The 20,431-nt window shown below is 43.8% G+C and carries 19 protein-coding genes; 10 read left to right on the forward strand and 9 right to left on the reverse strand.

The features are described 5' to 3' along the window. Positions 1–209: 209 nt before the first annotated feature. The gene (guaD, locus tag QLG00_RS00135) at positions 210–1,535 is read right to left on the reverse strand and encodes a guanine deaminase (RefSeq protein WP_282470316.1); all 1,326 of its coding nucleotides are present in this window, start codon (positions 1,533–1,535) and stop codon (positions 210–212) included. 296 nt (positions 1,536–1,831) lie between these two features. Here guaD and QLG00_RS00140 point away from each other — a divergent pair, with 296 nt between their 5' ends. After that, positions 1,832–2,215, forward strand: coding sequence for a DoxX-like family protein (locus tag QLG00_RS00140; RefSeq protein WP_111813015.1), 384 nt, complete (start codon positions 1,832–1,834; stop codon positions 2,213–2,215). 65 nt (positions 2,216–2,280) lie between these two features. Here the strand turns inward: QLG00_RS00140 and QLG00_RS00145 are convergent, their stop codons facing one another. From QLG00_RS00145 to mpl, 3 genes are all read right to left on the reverse strand, one after another. Further along, positions 2,281–3,246 carry a TerC family protein gene (locus QLG00_RS00145; protein WP_004933450.1) on the reverse strand — a complete coding sequence of 322 codons (966 nt, stop codon included), beginning with the start codon at positions 3,244–3,246 and terminating at the stop codon, positions 2,281–2,283. A 295-nt stretch (positions 3,247–3,541) separates the two neighbouring features. Beyond that, a complete protein-coding gene (locus QLG00_RS00150; protein ID WP_104125288.1) occupies positions 3,542–4,138 on the reverse strand; it encodes an undecaprenyl-diphosphatase in 597 nt (198 codons plus the stop codon). A 168-nt stretch (positions 4,139–4,306) separates the two neighbouring features. Next, complete coding sequence (mpl, locus tag QLG00_RS00155; RefSeq protein WP_004933445.1) at positions 4,307–5,668, reverse strand: UDP-N-acetylmuramate:L-alanyl-gamma-D-glutamyl-meso-diaminopimelate ligase; 1,362 nt, start codon at positions 5,666–5,668, stop codon at positions 4,307–4,309. 198 nt (positions 5,669–5,866) lie between these two features. Here mpl and QLG00_RS00160 point away from each other — a divergent pair, with 198 nt between their 5' ends. The 5 genes from QLG00_RS00160 (at position 5,867) to QLG00_RS00180 (ending at position 10,683) form a co-directional block, all read left to right on the forward strand. Beyond that, a complete protein-coding gene (locus tag QLG00_RS00160; protein ID WP_282470317.1) occupies positions 5,867–6,448 on the forward strand; it encodes a hypothetical protein in 582 nt (193 codons plus the stop codon). A gap of 59 nt (positions 6,449–6,507) precedes the next feature. Further along, positions 6,508–6,852, forward strand: a complete 345-nt coding sequence (locus QLG00_RS00165) for a DMT family protein (protein WP_004933440.1) — start codon at positions 6,508–6,510, stop codon at positions 6,850–6,852. A gap of 350 nt (positions 6,853–7,202) precedes the next feature. Further along, the gene (gene purE, locus QLG00_RS00170; protein ID WP_004933436.1) at positions 7,203–7,718 is read left to right on the forward strand and encodes a 5-(carboxyamino)imidazole ribonucleotide mutase; all 516 of its coding nucleotides are present in this window, start codon (positions 7,203–7,205) and stop codon (positions 7,716–7,718) included. Positions 7,719–7,728: 10 nt separating this feature from the next. Next, positions 7,729–8,853: a 5-(carboxyamino)imidazole ribonucleotide synthase gene (locus QLG00_RS00175; protein WP_282470318.1), complete on the forward strand. Its 1,125-nt coding sequence runs from the start codon at positions 7,729–7,731 to the stop codon at positions 8,851–8,853. A gap of 534 nt (positions 8,854–9,387) precedes the next feature. After that, positions 9,388–10,683 (forward strand): lytic murein transglycosylase, encoded by a 1,296-nt coding sequence (locus QLG00_RS00180; RefSeq protein ID WP_004933431.1) that lies wholly within the window; start codon positions 9,388–9,390, stop codon positions 10,681–10,683. A gap of 57 nt (positions 10,684–10,740) precedes the next feature. Here QLG00_RS00180 and QLG00_RS00185 read toward each other — a convergent pair whose 3' ends face one another. The 5 genes from QLG00_RS00185 to QLG00_RS00205 all read right to left on the reverse strand — a co-directional run bounded on the left by QLG00_RS00185 (position 10,741) and on the right by QLG00_RS00205 (position 16,324). Further along, a complete protein-coding gene (locus QLG00_RS00185; RefSeq protein ID WP_282470319.1) occupies positions 10,741–11,145 on the reverse strand; it encodes a hypothetical protein in 405 nt (134 codons plus the stop codon). Between the two features lie 184 nt (positions 11,146–11,329). After that, on the reverse strand, positions 11,330–12,550 hold the full coding sequence (locus QLG00_RS00190) for a lactonase family protein (protein WP_282470320.1): 1,221 nt from the start codon (positions 12,548–12,550) through the stop codon (positions 11,330–11,332). A 95-nt stretch (positions 12,551–12,645) separates the two neighbouring features. After that, positions 12,646–14,592 carry a molecular chaperone DnaK gene (gene dnaK, locus QLG00_RS00195; RefSeq protein WP_004933419.1) on the reverse strand — a complete coding sequence of 649 codons (1,947 nt, stop codon included), beginning with the start codon at positions 14,590–14,592 and terminating at the stop codon, positions 12,646–12,648. Between the two features lie 119 nt (positions 14,593–14,711). Beyond that, positions 14,712–15,266 carry a nucleotide exchange factor GrpE gene (gene grpE / locus QLG00_RS00200; protein WP_004933414.1) on the reverse strand — a complete coding sequence of 185 codons (555 nt, stop codon included), beginning with the start codon at positions 15,264–15,266 and terminating at the stop codon, positions 14,712–14,714. Between the two features lie 164 nt (positions 15,267–15,430). Continuing rightward, complete coding sequence (locus QLG00_RS00205; RefSeq protein ID WP_040053956.1) at positions 15,431–16,324, reverse strand: LysR family transcriptional regulator; 894 nt, start codon at positions 16,322–16,324, stop codon at positions 15,431–15,433. A gap of 107 nt (positions 16,325–16,431) precedes the next feature. On the opposite strand from QLG00_RS00205, the gene QLG00_RS00210 reads away from it, so the two are divergent. The 4 genes from QLG00_RS00210 (at position 16,432) to QLG00_RS00225 (ending at position 20,183) form a co-directional block, all read left to right on the forward strand. After that, positions 16,432–17,295 carry an MBL fold metallo-hydrolase gene (locus QLG00_RS00210; RefSeq protein WP_004944495.1) on the forward strand — a complete coding sequence of 288 codons (864 nt, stop codon included), beginning with the start codon at positions 16,432–16,434 and terminating at the stop codon, positions 17,293–17,295. A 392-nt stretch (positions 17,296–17,687) separates the two neighbouring features. After that, complete coding sequence (locus tag QLG00_RS00215) at positions 17,688–17,924, forward strand: hypothetical protein (protein WP_004933398.1); 237 nt, start codon at positions 17,688–17,690, stop codon at positions 17,922–17,924. 513 nt (positions 17,925–18,437) lie between these two features. Then, positions 18,438–19,508, forward strand: coding sequence for an alpha/beta hydrolase (locus QLG00_RS00220; protein WP_282470321.1), 1,071 nt, complete (start codon positions 18,438–18,440; stop codon positions 19,506–19,508). A 114-nt stretch (positions 19,509–19,622) separates the two neighbouring features. Beyond that, the gene (locus QLG00_RS00225; protein WP_004933392.1) at positions 19,623–20,183 is read left to right on the forward strand and encodes a peptidylprolyl isomerase A; all 561 of its coding nucleotides are present in this window, start codon (positions 19,623–19,625) and stop codon (positions 20,181–20,183) included. The last annotated feature ends 248 nt before the right edge of the window (positions 20,184–20,431 follow it).

The raw sequence follows: 20,431 nt of genomic DNA on the forward strand, positions 1-20,431 counted from the left end.
GTGCAGAAACCTAAAACATCAGAAAGTTTTCAAATAAAAAAGGTGTTGACCAGCAACACCTCAAAATCATAAATCGATGACTAAAGTTTAAAGCAAAAAAGCCTGCGATGCATCATTTGTTGTGTATACATCATGCGTCAGGCTGAACTGACTGGTCCGATCTGAGTAAACATGCACAGCCCAGTAACAGCACAGTCCAACGGACGAGATTACTTCGACGCCGCTTTTTGATAGACTTTTTGTCCGTAAACGTAGGTCGATTCGACATTACGATCGTCTCCCATGGTAAAGAGTGCAAACAAGGCATCTTCAAGCGATTTGGCTCTCGACTGACGCAGCGCCTGCAAAGCGGTAGCTTTCAAATCGAGCACCACAAAATCGGCTTCTTTGCCCAGTGCAAAATTGCCCAGTTTATCGTCTAGATCAAGCGCTTTGGCACCACCAAGTGTGGCATGATAAAACGATTCATAGGCAGAAAGTTTATCGCCCTGAAGCTGTTGGACTTTGTAGGCTTCGTTGACGGTTTGTAACAGACTGAACGATGTACCTGCACCGATGTCTGTGCCTAAACCGACTTTAACCTGTTTATCCCATGTTTTTTTCAGGGGAAACAGCCCACTACCTAAAAACAGATTCGACGTCGGACAAAACGCAATTGCTGAGTCGGTCTGGTGCATGCAGTCCCATTCGTGCTCTTCAAGATGAACACAATGTGCAAATACCGAACGTTTTCCGGTGAGGCCGTAGTGCTGATAGACATCTAAATAGCCCGTCTGCTCGGGAAATAAATCTTTCACCCACGCAATTTCGTCTTTATTTTCGCTCAAGTGCGTATGCACATAGACATCAGGAAATTCTTGTTTAAGCTGTCCTGCCCGTACCAGTTGTTCTGGCGTAGACGTCGGAGCAAAACGCGGCGTAATCGCATAGAGCGCACGCCCCTTCCCGTGCCATTTTTCAATCAGCGCCTTAGATTCATTGTAGGCACGCTCTGCGGTATCGCAGAGCCCGTCTGGGGCATGACGATCCATCAATACCTTACCAGCCACCACCCGCATCTGGCGCGCTTGTGCCGCTTCAAATAACGCGTCTACCGATTCAGGATGTACGGTACAAAACACCAAGGCCGTTGTGGTGCCGTTTTTAAGTAATTCGTCGAGGAAAAATTCGGCAATTTCTTTGGCATAGGCCGCATCTTTAAATTGTAGTTCGGTTGGAAAGGTGTAGGTATTGAGCCAGCTCAGGAGCTGTTCGCCATAGGCACCGACCATTTCGGTTTGCGGGTAATGAATGTGAGTATCAATCATGCCCGGAATAATCAATTGCTCGTGGTAATGGGTGATCTCTACATGGGCAGGCAAGTGGTCTTTTAAATTTGCCCAGTGATCAAAGGCCACAATCTTACCTTGCTCGATCAGCATCACGCCATCTTCAAGATAGCGTACGTGCTCTGCAATTTGATCGGCTTGATTAACGAGAGACTGGATATCCAAAAAGCGACCACGAATGATGGCTTGCGGAGCAGAAAATGACATACTGAACCCTACAACGTGTAATTTTTTCGGTTGATTGTAACGTATTTCATCTACCTTGGCGGCACTATATGTTGATGCGCAACATGATTATTTAAAAATACAGATAAAAAGAAAGGGCCTGAGCAAGCCCTAAAAAATGCAAGGTTTTTTATTTTTTATAGCTGCAAATTTCTTGCCAAGAAAGGCACTTGGTAATGTGCACAGATAAATGATTGATCCTTTACAGGTTTGCGGACTGTGGATGTAGAATATGTGAGCGTATTTATTCCTTTAAGGACGCTCAGAGATGAATCCACGTGCACAATGATCCCATTTGTAAAACCATTAATCGCCTACTTGCCTTTTTTTGGTGCTATCAGGGGATGGTACCGAAATTGATATGGCAGCATCCCGACGAGCTCAAAATCTGGCAGGTTTTAGGTGTTTCTGAGGTATGGGCACTACGTGCTGTCTATGCTTCAGGTGTGGCTGAGGTAATCTTTGGCTTGTTGTTTTTGCTCTATGCCAGCAAGGTCCTGCATTACTTTAATTTGCTGGGTTTACTGTTTCTGTTGCTGCTCGTAATGTTGTTACTGCCCTCCACTTTGGTTCAGGCCTTTAATCCAGTGATTATGAATCTGGCCATGATGGGGCTTTCATGGGTGTATGTGCGCTATGTGGCATCTTTAAGCCGCTCATAAAAGCGTTAATGCTATAAAAAAATGCCTTTGAACAAGTCAAAGGCATTTTTATGTGGTGCTTGAGCTTAAGAGTCAGACAACTCTTGTTTCTTGTTGTGACGCATCGAAAGCCACGCCGTGATTCCCAATACAATCACAATAAAACTGAGCGAGATCCAGATTGGCATGTGGAACACATCCAGCATGAGCATTTTGAAACCGATGAACAGCAAGATGATGCCCAGACCATACGGTAAATAGTGCATTTTAGATGCCGCACCTGCCAGCAAGAAGAACATGGCACGCAAGCCTAAAATCGCCATCAAGTTTGCGGTTAAAACAATAAACGGATCGGTGGTCACGGCGAAGATTGCAGGAATTGAATCGACTGCAAAAATAACATCTGAAAATTCAACCAGAATCAGCACAATAAATAACGGTGTTGCCCAGAGCACACCTTGCTCACGGATAAAGAAACGATCGCCATGGAAGTTCTGGGTAATTCGCATATGCTTACGTAACCATTTCAGCACCTTCATATCTTCGATGTTTTGTTCTTCTTCGCCCTGACCTTTAAGGAACTTAAAGCCGGTATACACCAGGAAAGCACCAAAGATGTACAGCACCCAAGAAAACTCTTGAACGAACCAAGCACCAATAAAAATAAAGATACTGCGTAAGATAATGGCGCCCAGTACACCGTAAAGCAGAATTTTACGCTGCAGTCCTGCTGGCACAGCAAAGGCCGCAAAAATCATTAGCCAGACAAAGACATTATCAATTGCTAAGGATTTTTCAAGCAGATAACCTGCCAGATATTCCATGGTCTTCTGATTGGCGATCGCCAGTGTTGCCGTTTGTTGTAGATAGAGCCAGAGTCCGCCTGCAAACAAGAGTGCAACCGTGACCCATGCAATACTCCAAGTCAGTGCTTGCTTGAGCGGTACTTCGTCTGCTTTTTTTTGTTTGAAGCCTAAAAAGTCAATCAATAACATCACAAACACGATGCCAAAGAAGACCAGATACAGCCATGGATTGCCGATAGAGTCCATTTTTTTCTCCCTATCCGGCAAGCAGTCATAAAAAAACCTCGACCAGCTGCCAGATAACATAATAATCTGAAACAACATGATCAAGGTCTTGCCTACACAGAATAAGTATTCTGTGCTCAGATACCGACTTTTTTCAAAGTGTATTGACGATATCTGACGCGTTTGAGTCATGCTCGAAACGCTTGGAGGAGGCTACTCCCCTTGTCAAACTAAATTTTGCTTTGGATGAAAAGCATCCAATTGTTTGCAAAGCATGCCACAGTCGCGATCAAAGATCAAGCACCGAGTCACAGCTTTATTTCAACCAGCCACGACGCAGTAGCGGATGAAATAACCATGAATACACGGCAACTGCCATGTGCATAATATGCGTTTGACACAGCGGCCATATATATACGCCAAGGCCATTAATTGCCAACGCCACACCAAAGGCACCGAGCATATCCAGCGGGAAATGTACCCCAATATAAATACGTGACCAAGCCACTGCAAACGCCATGAGCAACAAAATGCCGCCAGCCACTCGTCGCCCAACACTCAAGTACGACAATGCGATGGTACTAAAAATCAGCATGTGATTACTTGGAAAGGAAGCGGTAGCGCTGTGCTCAATCAGAGTATGACCAACACCCAGTACAAAGGGACGCGAATGTGGATAATACAGTGAAATCAAATAACCAACACCGAGTGCAATCGAGGTCAATAAGACTGCTCTTAAGGCACGTTCCTTGTTGGCAAGATCGCCAAAGCACCACAAAAAAACCAGCAGACCTAACACCAGATACAGTAAATCATTGGCAATAAAAATAGCCAGATGAATGATCCACGGCTTCGCTTCGGCCGATGCATTGATCAGGCTAAACAGCTCGAGATTGAGCGTTTCAATAGGCATGTGCCCTCCACTCTCAAATGAAGAAAGCACGCATCATAAAGAAATCAGCACAATCTGAAATTGTAAATCCGCACAGTTTTGTAAGAATTGACTGTTTAAGCAGCAATTGAAGACATGACTCGAGTGAAGGCACAGATGAAGCCCCTTCACTCAAGCAGCGCTGCTGAATTAATCTTGTAAAGCAGAAATTAATTTTTGATGCAGCCCACCGAAACCACCATTCGACATGATGACGACCGCATCACCTTCAGCGGCTTCTGAGCGAATTCGCTGAATAATCTCATCCAGCGAGTGACTGACTTGTGCAGAATTAACCGCAGCCTCAATCACGGGCTGCAAATCCCAGTCCAGACCTTCTGGTTGATACCAGATGACTTCATCGGCCAGACGTGCAGCATCTGCCAATCCCTCTTTATGACTGCCCATGCGCATGGTGTTCGAGCGCGGTTCAATCACTGCCCATAAACGGCGGTTACCCAAACGTTGACGTGCACCATCGAGCGTAGTTTCAATTGCAGTGGGGTGATGGGCAAAGTCGTCATACACTTCAATCCCCCGAATGGTTCCCAACAGTTCCATACGACGCTTCACACCGCCAAAAGCAGATAACGCCTCACAGGCCTGTGCAATACTCACTCCGACATGCTGAGCCGCCGCAATAGTTGCAAGTGCATTGGCGACGCTATGCTGACCGGTCATATTCCAGCGAACTTCACCTTGAACCACGCCGTGTTCAAGGACTTTAAAATGACTACCGTCGGCGCTGAGTTGCTCGGCACTGATTTGTGCATCGTTGGCATTTAAGCTGGTACGAACCACAGGCGTCCAGCAGCCCATAGCCAAGACTTCATCAATATTGGTTTCGGTGGTTGGACTAATAATACAGCCTTCACTTGGAATGGTACGTACCAGATGATGAAACTGTTTTTGAATGGCAGCCAGATCATCAAAGATATCGGCATGGTCAAATTCGAGGTTATTTAAAATCGCTGTTTTAGGGTGATAATGAACAAACTTGGAGCGTTTATCAAAAAAAGCAGAATCGTACTCATCCGCTTCAACACAGAAATATTTTCCGCCGCCCAAACGCGCACTTTCGCTAAAACCCAGCGGAACACCGCCAATCAAAAAGCCGGGATTTAAACCCGCCTGATCGAGCACCCAGGCCAGCATAGTTGTAGTGGTGGTTTTGCCATGTGTCCCTGCAACGCCCAACACATGTTTGCCTTGCAATACATGATCGGCCAGAAATTGTGGGCCGGAGATATAAGGTAGGCCCTGATTCAGCATATACTCAATCGCATCGATACCACGTTTCATGGCATTGCCCACAATGACCAGATCAGGGTGTGGTTGTAAGTGGCTTCGGTCGTAACCTTGCATCAATTCGATGCCTGCACGTTCGAGTTGAGTCGACATGGGTGGATAGACGTTGGCATCGGAACCTGTCACTTTATGACCCAGATCGCGGGCCAAAAGCGCCAAAGAACCCATAAATGTGCCACAAATACCCAAAATATGCAGATGCATTACTTGCCTACTCCACTGTCATTGACACATCACTTCATTTGCTCGGTGCTGTTGTCTAAATCGTTAAAATTTGAGTGCAACGATATCAAGGCTGTTTCTGAAAAGATAGTTTTTCTTGTTATCGGCTGAGGTCGTCGCATTCTGGCTAAAAATACGGCATAGTAATGCTTAGCGCGTAAATTTGTAGCAAGCTGAGCAGTGAGTAAAGCATCCATTATACAGACGCAACCCAACCGAATTTTTAGTTTTGAGCGGGTGTATCCTTATTCAGCATTTCAGGTGCTATGGATGTGTGTGCCTGTTTTGCTGGTTTTTGTACTGATCTATGTCTATGTGGTAGGTACAGGCTTTCATTTAGGGCCTGTCAGTCTCTTATTTCTACTGTATTTCGGGACGGTTGCAGGGTTGGTGCGCATGTTTTCAAAGCAGGTTCAGATCTGGTTTGATGCCAGTTGCATGTATGTGCAGTTGGGTCAGGCGCTGCCACAGTGCTATGCCAAAGCCAATATTGTAGGTTTTTATAGTTATGACTATGCCACTCAAGCACCTGCCTTAAAAAGTTCTAAAATTTGCATCCATTTTTATTTGCGAAACGGACAGAAGATTATGTTGAACGATTCGGATTATCGGCGTTCAGTCGATGAATCCTCCCAGATAATCCTCAAGCAATTTCTGCAAACTGCGCAGCGCGAACTTAATTTTTTGCCTGTACGACAGCGCTATAAGCATTACGCCGATGGCGTGTATTGGTATAGTGATGCCAGTCGTGATATTGACTGATTTTACTTTTAAGCATTGCCGTGTACGCTAAGCAGGCATCAATCACTTTTGAGCACATTATGGCCCTCTCCTTTCCTTTATTGCTGCTGATTATTTCCAACTGTTTCATGACCTTGGCATGGTACGGACACTTAAAGTTTTTGCACCACGCTCCACTCTGGCAAGCGATTTTATTTGGCTGGGCCATTGCCCTACTCGAATACAGTTTTATGATTCCGGCCACGCGTTATCTAGATCAGCATGGCTGGAGTCTGGGACAAATGAAAATTACCCAAGAAGTGGTGACTTTGCTGGTCTTTACGCCGTTTATGCTATTTATGTTTAAACAGCCGTTTAAGATTGACTATTTGTGGGCCATGCTGTGTTTGATGGGCTGTGTGTATTTCGTATTTCGTAGTCAGTAGAGAAAAAATCGAGATCATCAAAAAAGCCCGACATCCTGTCGGGCTTTCTCGTATCTTGGTTCCTAGGTATAACGCCTGTCGTACCTCACATCCTGATGCATGAACGTATCATTGTTGTTTTATGTTCTGGAACGTCCTGTTCCTGATGAGTTTAGAATAGGCGATCTGACAGCATCAAAACAGTCGAAAATTTCCTGAAATGCTGTCAGCAAAAGCGTACAAAAGCACCGCAGAATCGATGAAGATTTTTGGAGACGTCGAAAAAAGACGCTATAATGGCGCGCATAATCTTTTTTGTCTTGATGCAAGTCAGGATATCCCGTTTTTCTTATTACTCTCTGGAAGTGCCAATGAACGCGGTCGCAGCGAAAGATGCTCAACCCTTAGTCGGAATTATTATGGGGTCTCAATCGGATTGGGCAACACTGGAACATACTGCCAATATGCTCAAACAGCTTGGCGTACCATTTGAGGCTGAGGTGGTATCAGCACATCGGACACCAGATCGTTTGTTTGAATATGCCGAGACAGCGCGTGATCGCGGGATTCAAGTGATTATTGCCGGTGCAGGCGGCGCGGCGCACCTCCCGGGTATGTGTGCAGCAAAAACCGATTTGCCTGTATTGGGTGTTCCAGTCAAATCATCGATCTTAAACGGTGTCGATTCTTTGCTTTCGATTGTACAAATGCCTGCGGGTATTGCAGTGGGTACTTTGGCGATTGGCCCGGCAGGCGCAACCAATGCAGCGATTATGGCGGCACAGATTTTAGGGCTGACGCGTCCAGAGATTGCGCAAAACGTGGCGGATTTTCGTGCTGCACAAACCGATAAGGTAGCCAGCAATAACATTCCAGGTCAGGCATAACGAGGCGATCATGAATAAAACCATCGGAATTTTTGGTGGTGGACAGCTTGGCCGTATGATGGCACAAGCGGCCCTGCCCCTTAATCTTGAATGTACGTTCTTCGAGTCGAATGCGGATTGTCCAGCAGCAATCCTGGGTCAGGTTTACTCTACCGAGCAAGATCAGAATGCATTGCAGGCATTTATTGAAAGTGCAGATGTATTTAGTCTTGAGTTTGAAAATACGCCATTGGCCGATGTAGACCGTCTGAGTCAAGACAAAGCCATTTATCCGCCACGTCAGGCCTTGGCAACTGCGCAGAATCGTTTGCTTGAAAAAGAGCTGTTTCAGCGTCTGGAGATTCCAGTCGCGCCGTTTCGAGCCGTCGATAGCCTTGAATCGCTTCAAACTGCTGTAGCGCAGCTAGGTTTACCGATTGTGCTGAAAACAGCCACTGGCGGTTACGATGGCAAAGGTCAGTTTGTACTGCGTGAAGCGGAGCAAATTGATCAAGCTTGGCAAGAGCTTGGCCCTGCCAAATCATTGATTGCAGAAAGTTTTGTTCAGTTTTCTCGTGAAGTTTCGATTATTGCAGTGCGTGGTCAAGATGGTGAAGTGAAAACTTGGCCGTTGGCAGAAAATCACCATCATCACGGCATTTTGTCGCATTCGATTGTGCCTGCACCTCGCAGTGAAGGCTTACAGCCTGTTGCACAGGATTACATTACGCGTCTGCTGAATCATCTGAATTATGTGGGTGTTCTAACGCTTGAGCTGTTTGTCACCGAACAGGGCTTATTTGCCAACGAAATGGCACCACGTGTTCATAATTCGGGCCACTGGTCGATTGAAGGTGCGGTGTGCTCACAATTTGAAAATCATGTTCGTGCCGTCGCTGGCTTGCCTTTGGGTTCGACCGAGGTGGTTCGCCCGACGGTGATGGTGAATATCATTGGTCAGCATCCAAAATCTGAAGATGTTTTAGCACTAAACGGCGCGCATTTGCACTTGTATAACAAGAGCGAACGAGAAGGCCGTAAATTGGGACACATCACTTTAATGCCGTTGAATCAAAGTGAATTGACGCATTTATGTCGTCAATTGGCGGAAATTTTGCCAGAACCATTGGCATTAACTCAAGACATAACCATTTAGTTCATTTCAGGTGTATAAATCAAGCGATCAGCAAGCTGGTCGCTTTTTTTTAACTTTTTTTTGGGTAAGATAGCCGCCCTGATTTTGGAACAGTAGATATTCAGCCACTGCAATGAATTTAAAATCGTGTTCAAAAACACAATTAGCCGTGATGAATTCCTGCAAATGATCTGTTTTAAATTCAAATTCTGCGCACAATAAAACTTTAAATTTAAAACAATATGAAAACTTTGAATTCAAAGTTTTTCTTTAGATGCGATTTGAATTCAAAACCAAGTTAAAGTGACTTATCCACAGCTTGAATGCAATAAAAGCGTGAAAAATTTTTGAATTTAAAATGTCTGGATTTGAATTTAAACTTCCCGAACTGTTTTTGAATTTAAAATGAGTGGTGTGGATAACTTTTTCTATACTTTGAATTTAAAGTGCAGAATATGAATTCAAATTTACGAATTCACGCTTTGATTTCGTTGCCATAGTGCTAAGGTAAGCACAGGATTTGCTTTTTTAAATTTAAAACAGGTGATGATAATAATGCGACGTTTGTCTTTTTTTCTTGGTACGTGTTCATTGCTGATGGCGCCCGCGCATGCCGAATTAATTTTGAATGAAAAAGTGGTGAATGGCTCAACCACAAATAAACCTGTCATGACCACAGCCGTTACACCACAAAATGATAATTTTCAGCGTTGTCTTGCAAATCTACGCTCACAGGCGATTGCATCGGGTGTTTCTGAATCGACCTACGACCAATACACACAAAATTTGACTCCAGATTACTCAGTCATAGATAAACTTAATTACCAGCCCGAATTTTCAACGCCGATCTGGGATTATTTGTCTGGTTTGGTCGATAACGAACGTGTAGACGCTGGAAAGCAAAAACTGGCACAGTATCGAGATGTGTTGAACCGCGCCTCGCAGGTGTATGGTGTACCTGTTGAAACCATTGTGGCGGTGTGGGGTGTCGAAAGTAATTATGGTGATATTTCCGGTAAATATCCTTTGTTACAGGCACTGGGGACACTCAGCTGTGAAGGGCGTCGACAAAGTTATTTCCGTGGTGAATTTTTTACCACATTACGTATTTTACAGCGCGGCGATCTGCGTTTAGATCAGTTAAAAGGCTCGTGGGCAGGGGCGTTTGGCCATACGCAGTTTATGCCATCGACTTATGATCGATTGGCAGTCGATTTTGATGGAGACGGGCGTCGCGATTTGGTTTCAAGTGTGCCAGATGCCTTGGCATCGACAGCCAATTTCTTAAAACAGGCAGGCTGGCAAACGGGGATGCCATGGGGTTTTGAAGTGCAATTACCTCCCGGAATGTCTGTCTCGGGCGAAGGGCGTCGTAATAAACGTCCACTGAGCTACTGGTTAGCACAAGGCCTAACACGCGCAGATGGAACGGCTTTAATTCAGGGAAATCTCTCGTCGAATACGCCAGCGGGCTTAATGCTACCTGCAGGTGCGACCGGACCAGCATTTTTGGTCTTTAAAAACTTCGATGCCATTTATAGCTATAACGCCGCAGAAAGTTATGGTCTGGCAATTGCACATTTGTCAGATCGTCTCCAAGGTGCCGGACCTTTTCTAACCGCATGGCCCACAGATGATCCGGGAACCTCACGTGCCGAGCGCCGTGAAATCCAGCAGTTTTTACTTCAGCGTGGCTATGATATCGGGGCGGTAGATGGTTTGATTGGAGATAAAAGTCGTCAGGCGATTCAGCAAGAGCAAACCCGATTGGGCCTAAATCCGACGGGTCGGGCGGGGCAACAAATTTTACGTGCCTTCCGACAAGAGCAAGCAAGACGCATGATGCAATAAAATGAAAAAGGGCGATCAGACCGGTATCGCCCTTTTTTTATGCTGACTGTTTGATAGTTAAAGTTCGATTGGAGGTTGATCCAATTTTACGGCTTCTAAAATATCCATAATGACGGTGGTGACATCTTGGCTGAGTTCACGATCATTAAAAATTTCGTAAGCCGTGATGGTGACATCAGTGTCGCTTGGTAGCAGTTTTTGTTCTTCTTCAATCAAGTCTTTAATTGGTAGCAGCGTTTGTTTAACTTCAAGATGTAAAATATCCTGGTAATCAAGATTTTCATCTTCTAATTCAATAATTTGTTCGTTGAAATACGGCAGTAAAATCGAATGTAAAAAGGGTTTGATCTCAATAATATCAAAAATCTCGATATCACGTGTTTGCTCAATTGTGCTGATGTGATCGTTCACTTCAATCAAAATATGATAATAACTCACTGATATCTCCCGATTGACATTCATCTTCAATATTGTTTATACCGTAGCACGGCAAAATTTTAGATACAATCACCGCCTTTTGTGGGATTTTGAATTTTCTCAGGCCAGTAAGGAATAAACTGAAAGTTTTTAAACCAGATCAACAGGCTTAATGGCAATCAGTTAATCCATTAACTTGAGTAAACCCAGTGCTGATTGTTAGTTTATATTATTCAAAGAACTTAATATCTGTCGGTGTAGATATCTTGGCGGCATCACCAGCAGGCTTTAATGTGCCGTGCTTCGGGTCAAAGTGAAATAAGCTAATGTTATTGCTAAATACGTTGGCTACATACAGATATCGACCTGTGGTATCGAATGAAAAAGCACGCGGTTCAATGCCATTGGCTTTATAAGACACGGGTTGAGCAAGTAAACCATTCGGTTGAACTTTAAACACCAAAAGAGCGTTATGTGAGCCGCGGTTGGCAGTGATAATGTATTTGCCATCTGGACTGAGAATAATGCCGCTGGCACTCTTAAATTTAGGTGTTGCATGCGCTGCAACCAGTTTATTCTGGGCGACTTTTTTCAGATAACCATCTTGCACCTTGAAGGTCACAATTTCACTCGACATTTCTGCGGTCACGTATGCATGTTGACCACTTGCGGAAAAGACCATATGACGTGGGCCAGAACCTGGAGCAAAGGTCACATCTCGGCGAGGATCTGCCTTGAGCGGCTGGGTTTGATTGGGGTGATATTGAAAGGCGTATACTTTGTCATTGCCCAGATCGGCCGCATACAAATACTGACCATCTGGACTAAACGTCGTCGAGTGGGCATGGCCACTGTCCTGACGACCTTTTACTACGTTTGATCCTTCCGAAAAAACAATATTTTGAATTTTTTCACCCAAATGGCCGTTTGGCAAAATTGGAAAAACAGTCACACCACCACGATCTTTATCGATTGCTGAATAGTTTGAAACCACCAGAAATTTATTATCGAGACTGATGGACGCATGCGTCGGGTGTCCACCATGGCTGTCTACTGTATTGAGCACTTTAACTTGATTGGACTGAACTGAAATGGCAGTCACTTCACCTTTATTTTCTTCGTTGGTGGTGTAAGCAAAACGTCCATCTTTAGATTTTACAATCCAAGAAGGACTTTTCATTTTAAAAACATGTGTTGGCGTTAAGGTACCATCCTCATTCATTTGAAGTTGATACAACCCATCGCTGGCCTGAGCTGGCTTTTGCACCAGCGGCGCATCCGGAATAGATGTCCATGTACCCACCAGCGCAATTTGCTGAGCTGCTACATTGGCGCTCGCACACCATGCAAAGGGCACAACCAAGAGTGACAAGATTGTCGCAGACGGTTTAATCCATTGAATGCGCTGTGTGTTTGAATGGCGAGTTTGAATAAAGAGGCTGTTTTTCATTACTGTTCCTTCAGCAAAGTGTTGTTTCTTGGATAATATCAATATACATAAAAAAAGCGCCCGATAAATCGGACGCTTTTTCAAAAAACGATCAATTATTTTTTGTCGTCTTTCACTTCAGTGAATTCAGCATCGACAACGCCATCATCTGCTTTTTGTTGCTGACCAGCTTCGCCACCTTGGAATGCATTTGGATCAAAACCTTGTGCACCACCTTCAGCGCCTTGAGCTTGCTCATAAGCACGTTGCGTGATTGGCATCAAAATGTTTTGTAGCGCTTCAGTTTTCGCTTTGATCGCGTCTACATCATTTTCTTTAGTAGCTGCTTCAAGTTCAGTCACCGCAGTTGCAACAGCAGTTTTTTCATCTTCAGTCACTTTGTCGCCAAGATCTTTCACTGCTTTGTTTGAGCTTGAAATTAATGCATCAGCTTCGTTACGCGCTTTTGCAAGTTCTTCGAACTTACGGTCTTCTTCGGCGTTTGCTTCTGCATCTTTGATCATTGCTTCGATTTCAGCATCAGACAAACCTGAGTTTGCTTTAATCTGGATCGATTGCTCTTTACCTGTGCTCTTGTCTTTTGCAGATACTTTCAAGATACCGTCGGCGTTGATGTCAAAAGACACTTCAATTTGTGGCACACCACGTGGCGCAGGTGGAATGTCACCTAATTGGAAGTTACCCAACAATTTGTTTTGTTGAGCCATCTTACGTTCACCTTGGTAAACCGAGATATCTACAGCAGGTTGGTTGTCAGCAGCAGTCGAGAACACTTGTGATTTCTTCGCAGGAATCGTGGTATTTTTCTCGATAATTGCTGTGAGTACGCCGCCCATAGTTTCGATACCCAAAGTCAATGGGGTCACGTCAAGAAGCAATACGTCATTTTTGTCACCAGACAATACTGCACCTTGAATTGCAGCACCGATTGCCACAGCTTCGTCCGGGTTCACGTCTTTACGTGGCTCTTTACCGAAGAACTCTTGTACTTTTTGTTGTACAAGTGGCATACGAGACTGACCACCGACCAAGATCACGTCAGAGATATCAGAAGTCGAAAGACCTGCATCTTTAAGCGCAATACGGCAAGGTTCAATGGTGCGCGCAACCAAGTCTGCAACCAAACCTTCAAGTTTTGCACGAGTAACGTTGATCACCAAGTGTTTCGGACCAGTTGCGTCAGCCGTGATGTATGGCAAGTTGATTTCAGTCGCATTCGACGAAGAAAGCTCAATTTTTGCTTTTTCAGCAGCTTCTTTCAAACGTTGTAACGCAAGCGGATCATTTTTCAGATTCACACTTTGTTCTTTCTTGAATTCTTCAACCAAGTATTCAATCAATGCGTTATCAAAGTCTTCACCACCTAGGAAAGTATCACCGTTGGTCGATAACACTTCGATTTGCTGGTCGCCATCAAGGTCAGCAATTTCAATGATCGATACGTCAAATGTACCACCACCCAAGTCGTAAACAGCAACTTTACGGTCGCCTTCTTTCTTGTCCATACCAAACGCAAGTGCCGCAGCAGTTGGTTCGTTGATGATACGTTTCACATCAAGACCTGCAATACGACCAGCATCTTTAGTGGCTTGACGCTGTGCATCGTTAAAGTATGCAGGAACAGTAATCACCGCTTCTGTTACTGTTTCGCCCAGATAGTCTTCAGCCGTTTTCTTCATCTTTTTCAAGATTTCAGCAGAAACCTGTTGTGGCGCTAATTTTTTGTCGTTTACTTCAACCCACGCATCACCATTGTCTGCTTTGATGATTTTGTAAGGGACTAAGCCGATGTCTTTTTGTACGGCTTGATCTTCGTAACGACGACCGATTAAACGCTTAATGGCGAACAATGTGTTTTTAGGGTTCGTTACCGCCTGACGCTTTGCAGACTGACCTACCAAGATTTCGCCATCTTTATACGCAATGATCGATGGTGTCGTACGCGCGCCTTCCGCGTTTTCAATTACTTTAACTTTATCGCCCTCAAGTACAGCGACACATGAGTTGGTTGTACCTAAGTCAATACCGATAATTTTTGCCATGAGTTCAATTCCTCAAAATTTTTTTGCAATGTTTTTGCTTGTTATCCGATATGAGAGTGAATTGATTTTTTTCAAGCATTTTCATCAAAAAAAATCAAAACACGTTCCGATTTATTCAATTATTGACCGACAGTCACCATGGCTGGTCGCAACAAACGACCTGAAAGGGTATAGCCTTTTTGTAAGACATTGCCAATCTCACCGGCCTTCGCTGTTGGATCAATCCCGACGGCCTGATGCAGGTCGGCGTTGAAGCCATTCGAGGTATCTACCGCAGCCACTTCAAATTTTTCAAGCGTAGTGGTCAATGATTTCAAGGTCAGCTCAATACCTTCAACTAAAGGTGTTTTTTCGTCACCCGCAGCCTGAATGGCGCGCTCAAGGTTGTCGACTGAATCGAGCAAGCCTTTTGCAAATTTTTCAAGCGCAAATTTTTTGGCACTTTCTGCTTCACGTTCAGCGCGTTCTTTTACTTTTTCAGCTTCGTAAATGGCATTGGCTGCGCGTGCTTTTTCAAGCTTCAGGCTTTCTTCAAGCTTGCTGATCTGAGCTTGCAAATCTTCAACGCTAATCTCAGCGACCTGCTCGGTTTCTTCAGTTTGAGTGTGCTCAGTGTTAAGTGCTGCTTGCTCTGAAGATAAGTCTTGAGCCTGCTCGTTTTGCTCATTAGCCATTGATGATCTCCGTTTAAAAGGGTTCTTAAACATGTACAGTCCTTTGGGCATCAGTGTTTGTAACTGCAAATTCCTGAACTGCCACGAATTTTGTTCATTTGTGAATAATCATAGAGGTATGGGCATTGCTTAAAAATTCAAGTCATAGAAAACAGATAAAAAAATTATTCTTCACAATTCAGGTAATTGCCCAGATGTTCCATTAAAAATGCAATCAAAATCTGGGTCATGTGCGGCAAATGCTGTCGAGAGGCATACACCAGCGAGAGCGATAAATCGATTGCGGTATACTCTGGTAAGACACGAACCAGTCGACCCATTGCCAAATCTTGCTGTACCAATAAACTGGGCAACATGGCAATGCCTTGACCATTTATACACATATCATATAAAGCATTCACATCATTACTTTTAAAGCTGCTCTGGATTGGATAATTTTGCGGATGCTGCTCGGCATCAATGAGCGTCCAGTACTGACTATAATGTTGATGACTGATACACGCGTGTTGCAATAACTGGCTCGGATGGTTCAATTCAGGTGCTTGAGCCAAATAGTCTGGATGGGCACAAAAGGTCGAAGCAATGGTGTAAATGGGGCGTGCAATCAAGCCATCGGCAATTTTCTGCGTAATGCGCAGCGCCAAATCGATATTGCCGTCGATTAAATCCAATGCATTTTCTGTGAGCGTTAAATCAAACTGAATTTGAGGATAAGCTGCCTGAAAGGCACGTAAACAACGATTCAGTCCCAACTGGTACAAAAACAAACCGCAGGTAAGACGAATGCTGCCGCTTTGTTGTTCATGCGCGGCTAAATCATGCAGTAACAACTGCTGCTGTAAAATATTTTCACAGTAACGCAGTGCTTTTTCACCCGATGGCGTTAGTGAGATTTTACGGGTATTACGTTGAAACAAGCGAATCGAGAAGGTGTGCTCTAAATGATGGAGATAACGTGACACCATGGCGCGCGAATAATCCAGCTGATCGGCAGCTCTGGCTAAACTGCCATGATGAGCAATTGCGACAAAAACTCGCATGGCTTTTAAAGTATCCATCATTAACCACATTATTGTTGCAAGATATGCAACAGTTTATCTTGAAAATGCCGATTTATTAAACACAAGTTGCAGCTTAAAGTGTATTCCATCTTTAGGAGACACATATGAATTTTATTAAAAATACCACACTTGCTGCCGCCATAATGACCAGCCTTGCAGTCAGCACGGCTTTTGCTCAAACCGTGACGATTAAAAGCTTTGTGGCACAGCCAGAGCATTTTGGTGTGACCTCGACGCTCATTGAAAATGATAAAGAAGTGATGCTAGTCAATGCTCAGTTTTCTAAATCTGAGGCACTGCGTCTTGCGGCCGAAATACTCGACAGTGGTAAAACACTCAATACCATTTTTATCAGCTATGGCGATCCAGATTATTACTTCGGTTTGGATGTGTTAAAACAATACTTTCCGGCAGCCAAAATTTTAGCTACACCAGAAACAGTGCAGCATATTCAGCAAACTCAGGCCCTCAAAGTGAACTACTGGTCACCTCTTATGGGCGCAAATGCCCCTTCAAAGATCATCGTGCCCGAAATTTACCGAGCTAAAACTTTGAAACTTGGAGATCAAAAGATCGAAATCAAAGGCAAAAATGAACTGACGTATTTATATATTCCAGATGCTCAAGCTGTGGTGGGCGGAATTGCTGTGTCGTCAGGCATTCATTTGTGGATGGCGGATACACCACGCACTCAAGACCGTCAAGCCGTACTAGAGACCTTAAGCAGTATTCAGGCGTTACATCCGAAAGTCGTGATTCCAGCACATATGGCAGCGCATGCACCACAAGATTTGGCTGCGGTTAATTTTTCGATTAATTACATCAAAGATTATGAAAAAGCCGTTCAGGCCAGTAAAACATCGGCCGACGTGATTCAAATCATGCAACAGCAGTATCCCACTTTAACTGAAAACAGCAATCTGGAACTGGGTGCAAAAGTGGTTAAAGGTGAGATGAAATGGCCCTAATCAAGATCTGCAGATGCAGAACTTTTTTTAAAAAAAGCCTGCATGAAATACAACTCACATAGCGAAGGGTATCTGAGCCGCGAAAATCATTGTTTCGCGGCGTAATCTTCTTTGTATGGTTTTTATGAATATATGTGAGAACAGGTTTATGCGCTAAAAAGCATAAAATTTCAAAAAACATCAAAAAGATTAAAAAATTACGAGCTTTTAAAGCAAAACATGAAGGTTTTTATGCAAAAAAATCGATTAATAAAAAATTTCACAATCGCTACTGGCAAGCCTAAAAACTCCAACGAATTGTGCGAGCACCACTAAAAAAAATTGGGAATGATAGGCAGCGCAAAGTTGGACTTTGCATATTTTTAATTTGTCATAGTGAAAGGAAAGATCCCATGAAAAAATTAGCGCTTATGTCGTTGGTGTGTGCCGGTGTTGCGTTAACTGCTGTAGGCTGTGCCTCTGAAGCCGGTTTGAATGCATCTGGTTCTGCTCAAACAACATCTAGTCCGCAAGCCGGAGTACAAGGTGGTGTTGCAGCTGAAGCGGGTGCTTCAACTCAAACTCAACAGCCTGTACAAGCAGCGCCTGAAATGGCACAGCCGTCTACTGACGCCTCAACAATTCAGTAATATCAGCGTACGGGTCACTTAATTAGATCGTTTATTTGCCTTCAGGATGCCACCTAGGCGAAAAACTTAACCTGATCAAAGCTGCTACTGAGATCAAGTGTCTACATAAGATGACAGTCGACGAAGAAATAACCTACAGCTTGCGCAGGAATCTCCTCTGGGTAAGCATGAGGTATTCGATTAAGATGTTTGAAAGCGAACAGGATGTTCACTCTGGTTTGTTTATCAATATGTCACAACGGATTGTGCAGTAACAAACCCATCAATAAACCCCTAAGTCACCCGATGATTTAGGGGTTTATTTTTTGTCGATTGAACGACCACCTCAATTTGATTTGATGTTTATGGGCAAATCATGAAAAATCCGTGTTTCTGCGGTCAATGACATTTAACAAAAACCGTCTACGTTTAATAAAAGCAACACAGAACAGGCTTGATTGCCACTTTTAAACAAGAATATAGTCATACATGACCCACATATGCCAAAAATATAAACATCGAAGGGAGACAGCGGTGGTTGCCATTACTCAAAATATTCAGGAACTACTTGAAAAAGGTCAGGGGCCTGCGGCTCGTGTTCTCGATAAGCTTCCTTCATTTGTGCAGGAATCGCTTGTCCGCGTATTGGGCTATCCCTATCAATATCCGCAGTTAGACAGTTTTACCAAATGCCTTATGGCTGTCCAGCTTAAACAAGGTTTGGTCGGCTTTATTGGTTCCGATGTAGAGCAATCTCGTCAAGCGTTTGAGCTGCAAATGCAAACCATTCGACGTAAACCCACCGCTGTTGCATCTGTCGAGGATATCCGTTTACCTTTGCAAAGCGGAACGATTTTTGCGCGGCATTATCATCCTGCACCCAGCAAAAAATTGCCGATGATTGTGTTTTATCATGGAGGCGGATTTGTCGTTGGTAGTGTAGATACCCATGATGAAGCGTGTCGCTTAATTGCAAAATACAGTCAAGCTCAGGTGCTCAGTATTGAATATCCGCTCGCTCCCGAAGTTTCGCCGCAACGTTTAATTCAATCCTGTGAAGATGCACTGGCATGGGTATATCAAAACAAACGACACTTCAAAATCTTAAAAAATCGAATTGCGGTGGCTGGAGATAGCGCGGGCGGAAATATCAGTACGGTGATCGCGCAGCGTGCAGTGGGTAAAGTTTATGCGCCTGATGCGCAGTTCCTGATTTATCCAGTAGTTGATTTTAAAAGCCGTCACCCCTCATTTTATGCCTATAAAGATGGATTGGTGTTGACTGGAAATGATGTCGACTATGTGACGGACTATTATGCGACCCAGCATGACGTTCGTCTGGATGATCCAATCATATCGCCAACTTATGGCAATTTTAAAAAACTGGCGCCTGCCTATATTGTTACGGCCGGGCATGATGTCTTGCATGATGAAGGTGAGATTTACAGCCACAAGCTACGTCAAAATGGCGTTAAAGTACATTTTGAAGAGTATCTCGATCAAACACATGGCTTTATTAATCTAACGCCAGTATCGCATCAAGCCAAAGCTAACCTGATTCAGATGAGTCGCGGTTTTCGTAAGTTTTGGAACAAATATGCTTAAATGCTGAATCCGCTTTATGCCTTAGGTCAACAAGTCTGGTCTTCGCTGATCATCAGATGAGTTGATTAGATGGGTGCCTAAGGCTTTTTTTTGAATGATGTATCAGGAATTAAAATGCTCAAACAATCGTTATGTTTATCTGCTGCTTTGCTCATGAGTGCGCATGCGCTTGCTAATACTCAGGTGGAAATGAAAACCACACTGGGCAATATTGAAATTGAGCTATATGATCAAAAGGCACCTGTTTCAGCAAAAAACTTTGAAAACTATATTAAGAGTAACTTTTATAACGGCACGATTTTTCATCGTGTGATTCCAGGCTTCATGATTCAAGGCGGTGGGCTAGAGTCCAACATGAAAGAAAAACCAACGGCTGCTCCCATTAAAAATGAAGCATCAAATGGTTTGAGTAATACACGCGGTACACTGGCAATGGCGCGAACCAGTAATCCAAATTCGGCCACCAGTCAGTTTTTTATTAATGTGGCAGACAATACCTTCTTAAATGCATCATCGCGTGATGCAGGTTATGCAGTGTTTGGTAAAGTGACCAAGGGTATGGATGTGGTCGATAAAATCGCAAATGTACCTACTGCCAATGTGGGAATGCACCAAAATGTACCTAAACAAGCGGTAAAAATCTTGAGCGTTCAAATAAAAACCACACACAAATAAAAGCAAATAAAATAAAAGAGAAATATTTATTTCATATTTCTCTTTTATAATTAGAGGTTTAGGTTGTTATTTTGCAATTTTTGCATCAAGTTGGTGCATAAAAATAGAACACTCGGCAAAACAAAGGTTTAAAAACACTTGCGTGCCAAAAAAAATCTCCTATAATGCACTCATCCCGACGCGATACACGAAAGCAACTTAGCTTACAGGGTTAAGTTGAAAGAAAGTGTTTTGCGTTGAATTTGTCT

It is taken from the genome of Acinetobacter sp. V89_7, from assembly GCF_029967895.1.
GTDB classification, from domain to species: domain Bacteria; phylum Pseudomonadota; class Gammaproteobacteria; order Pseudomonadales; family Moraxellaceae; genus Acinetobacter; species Acinetobacter soli.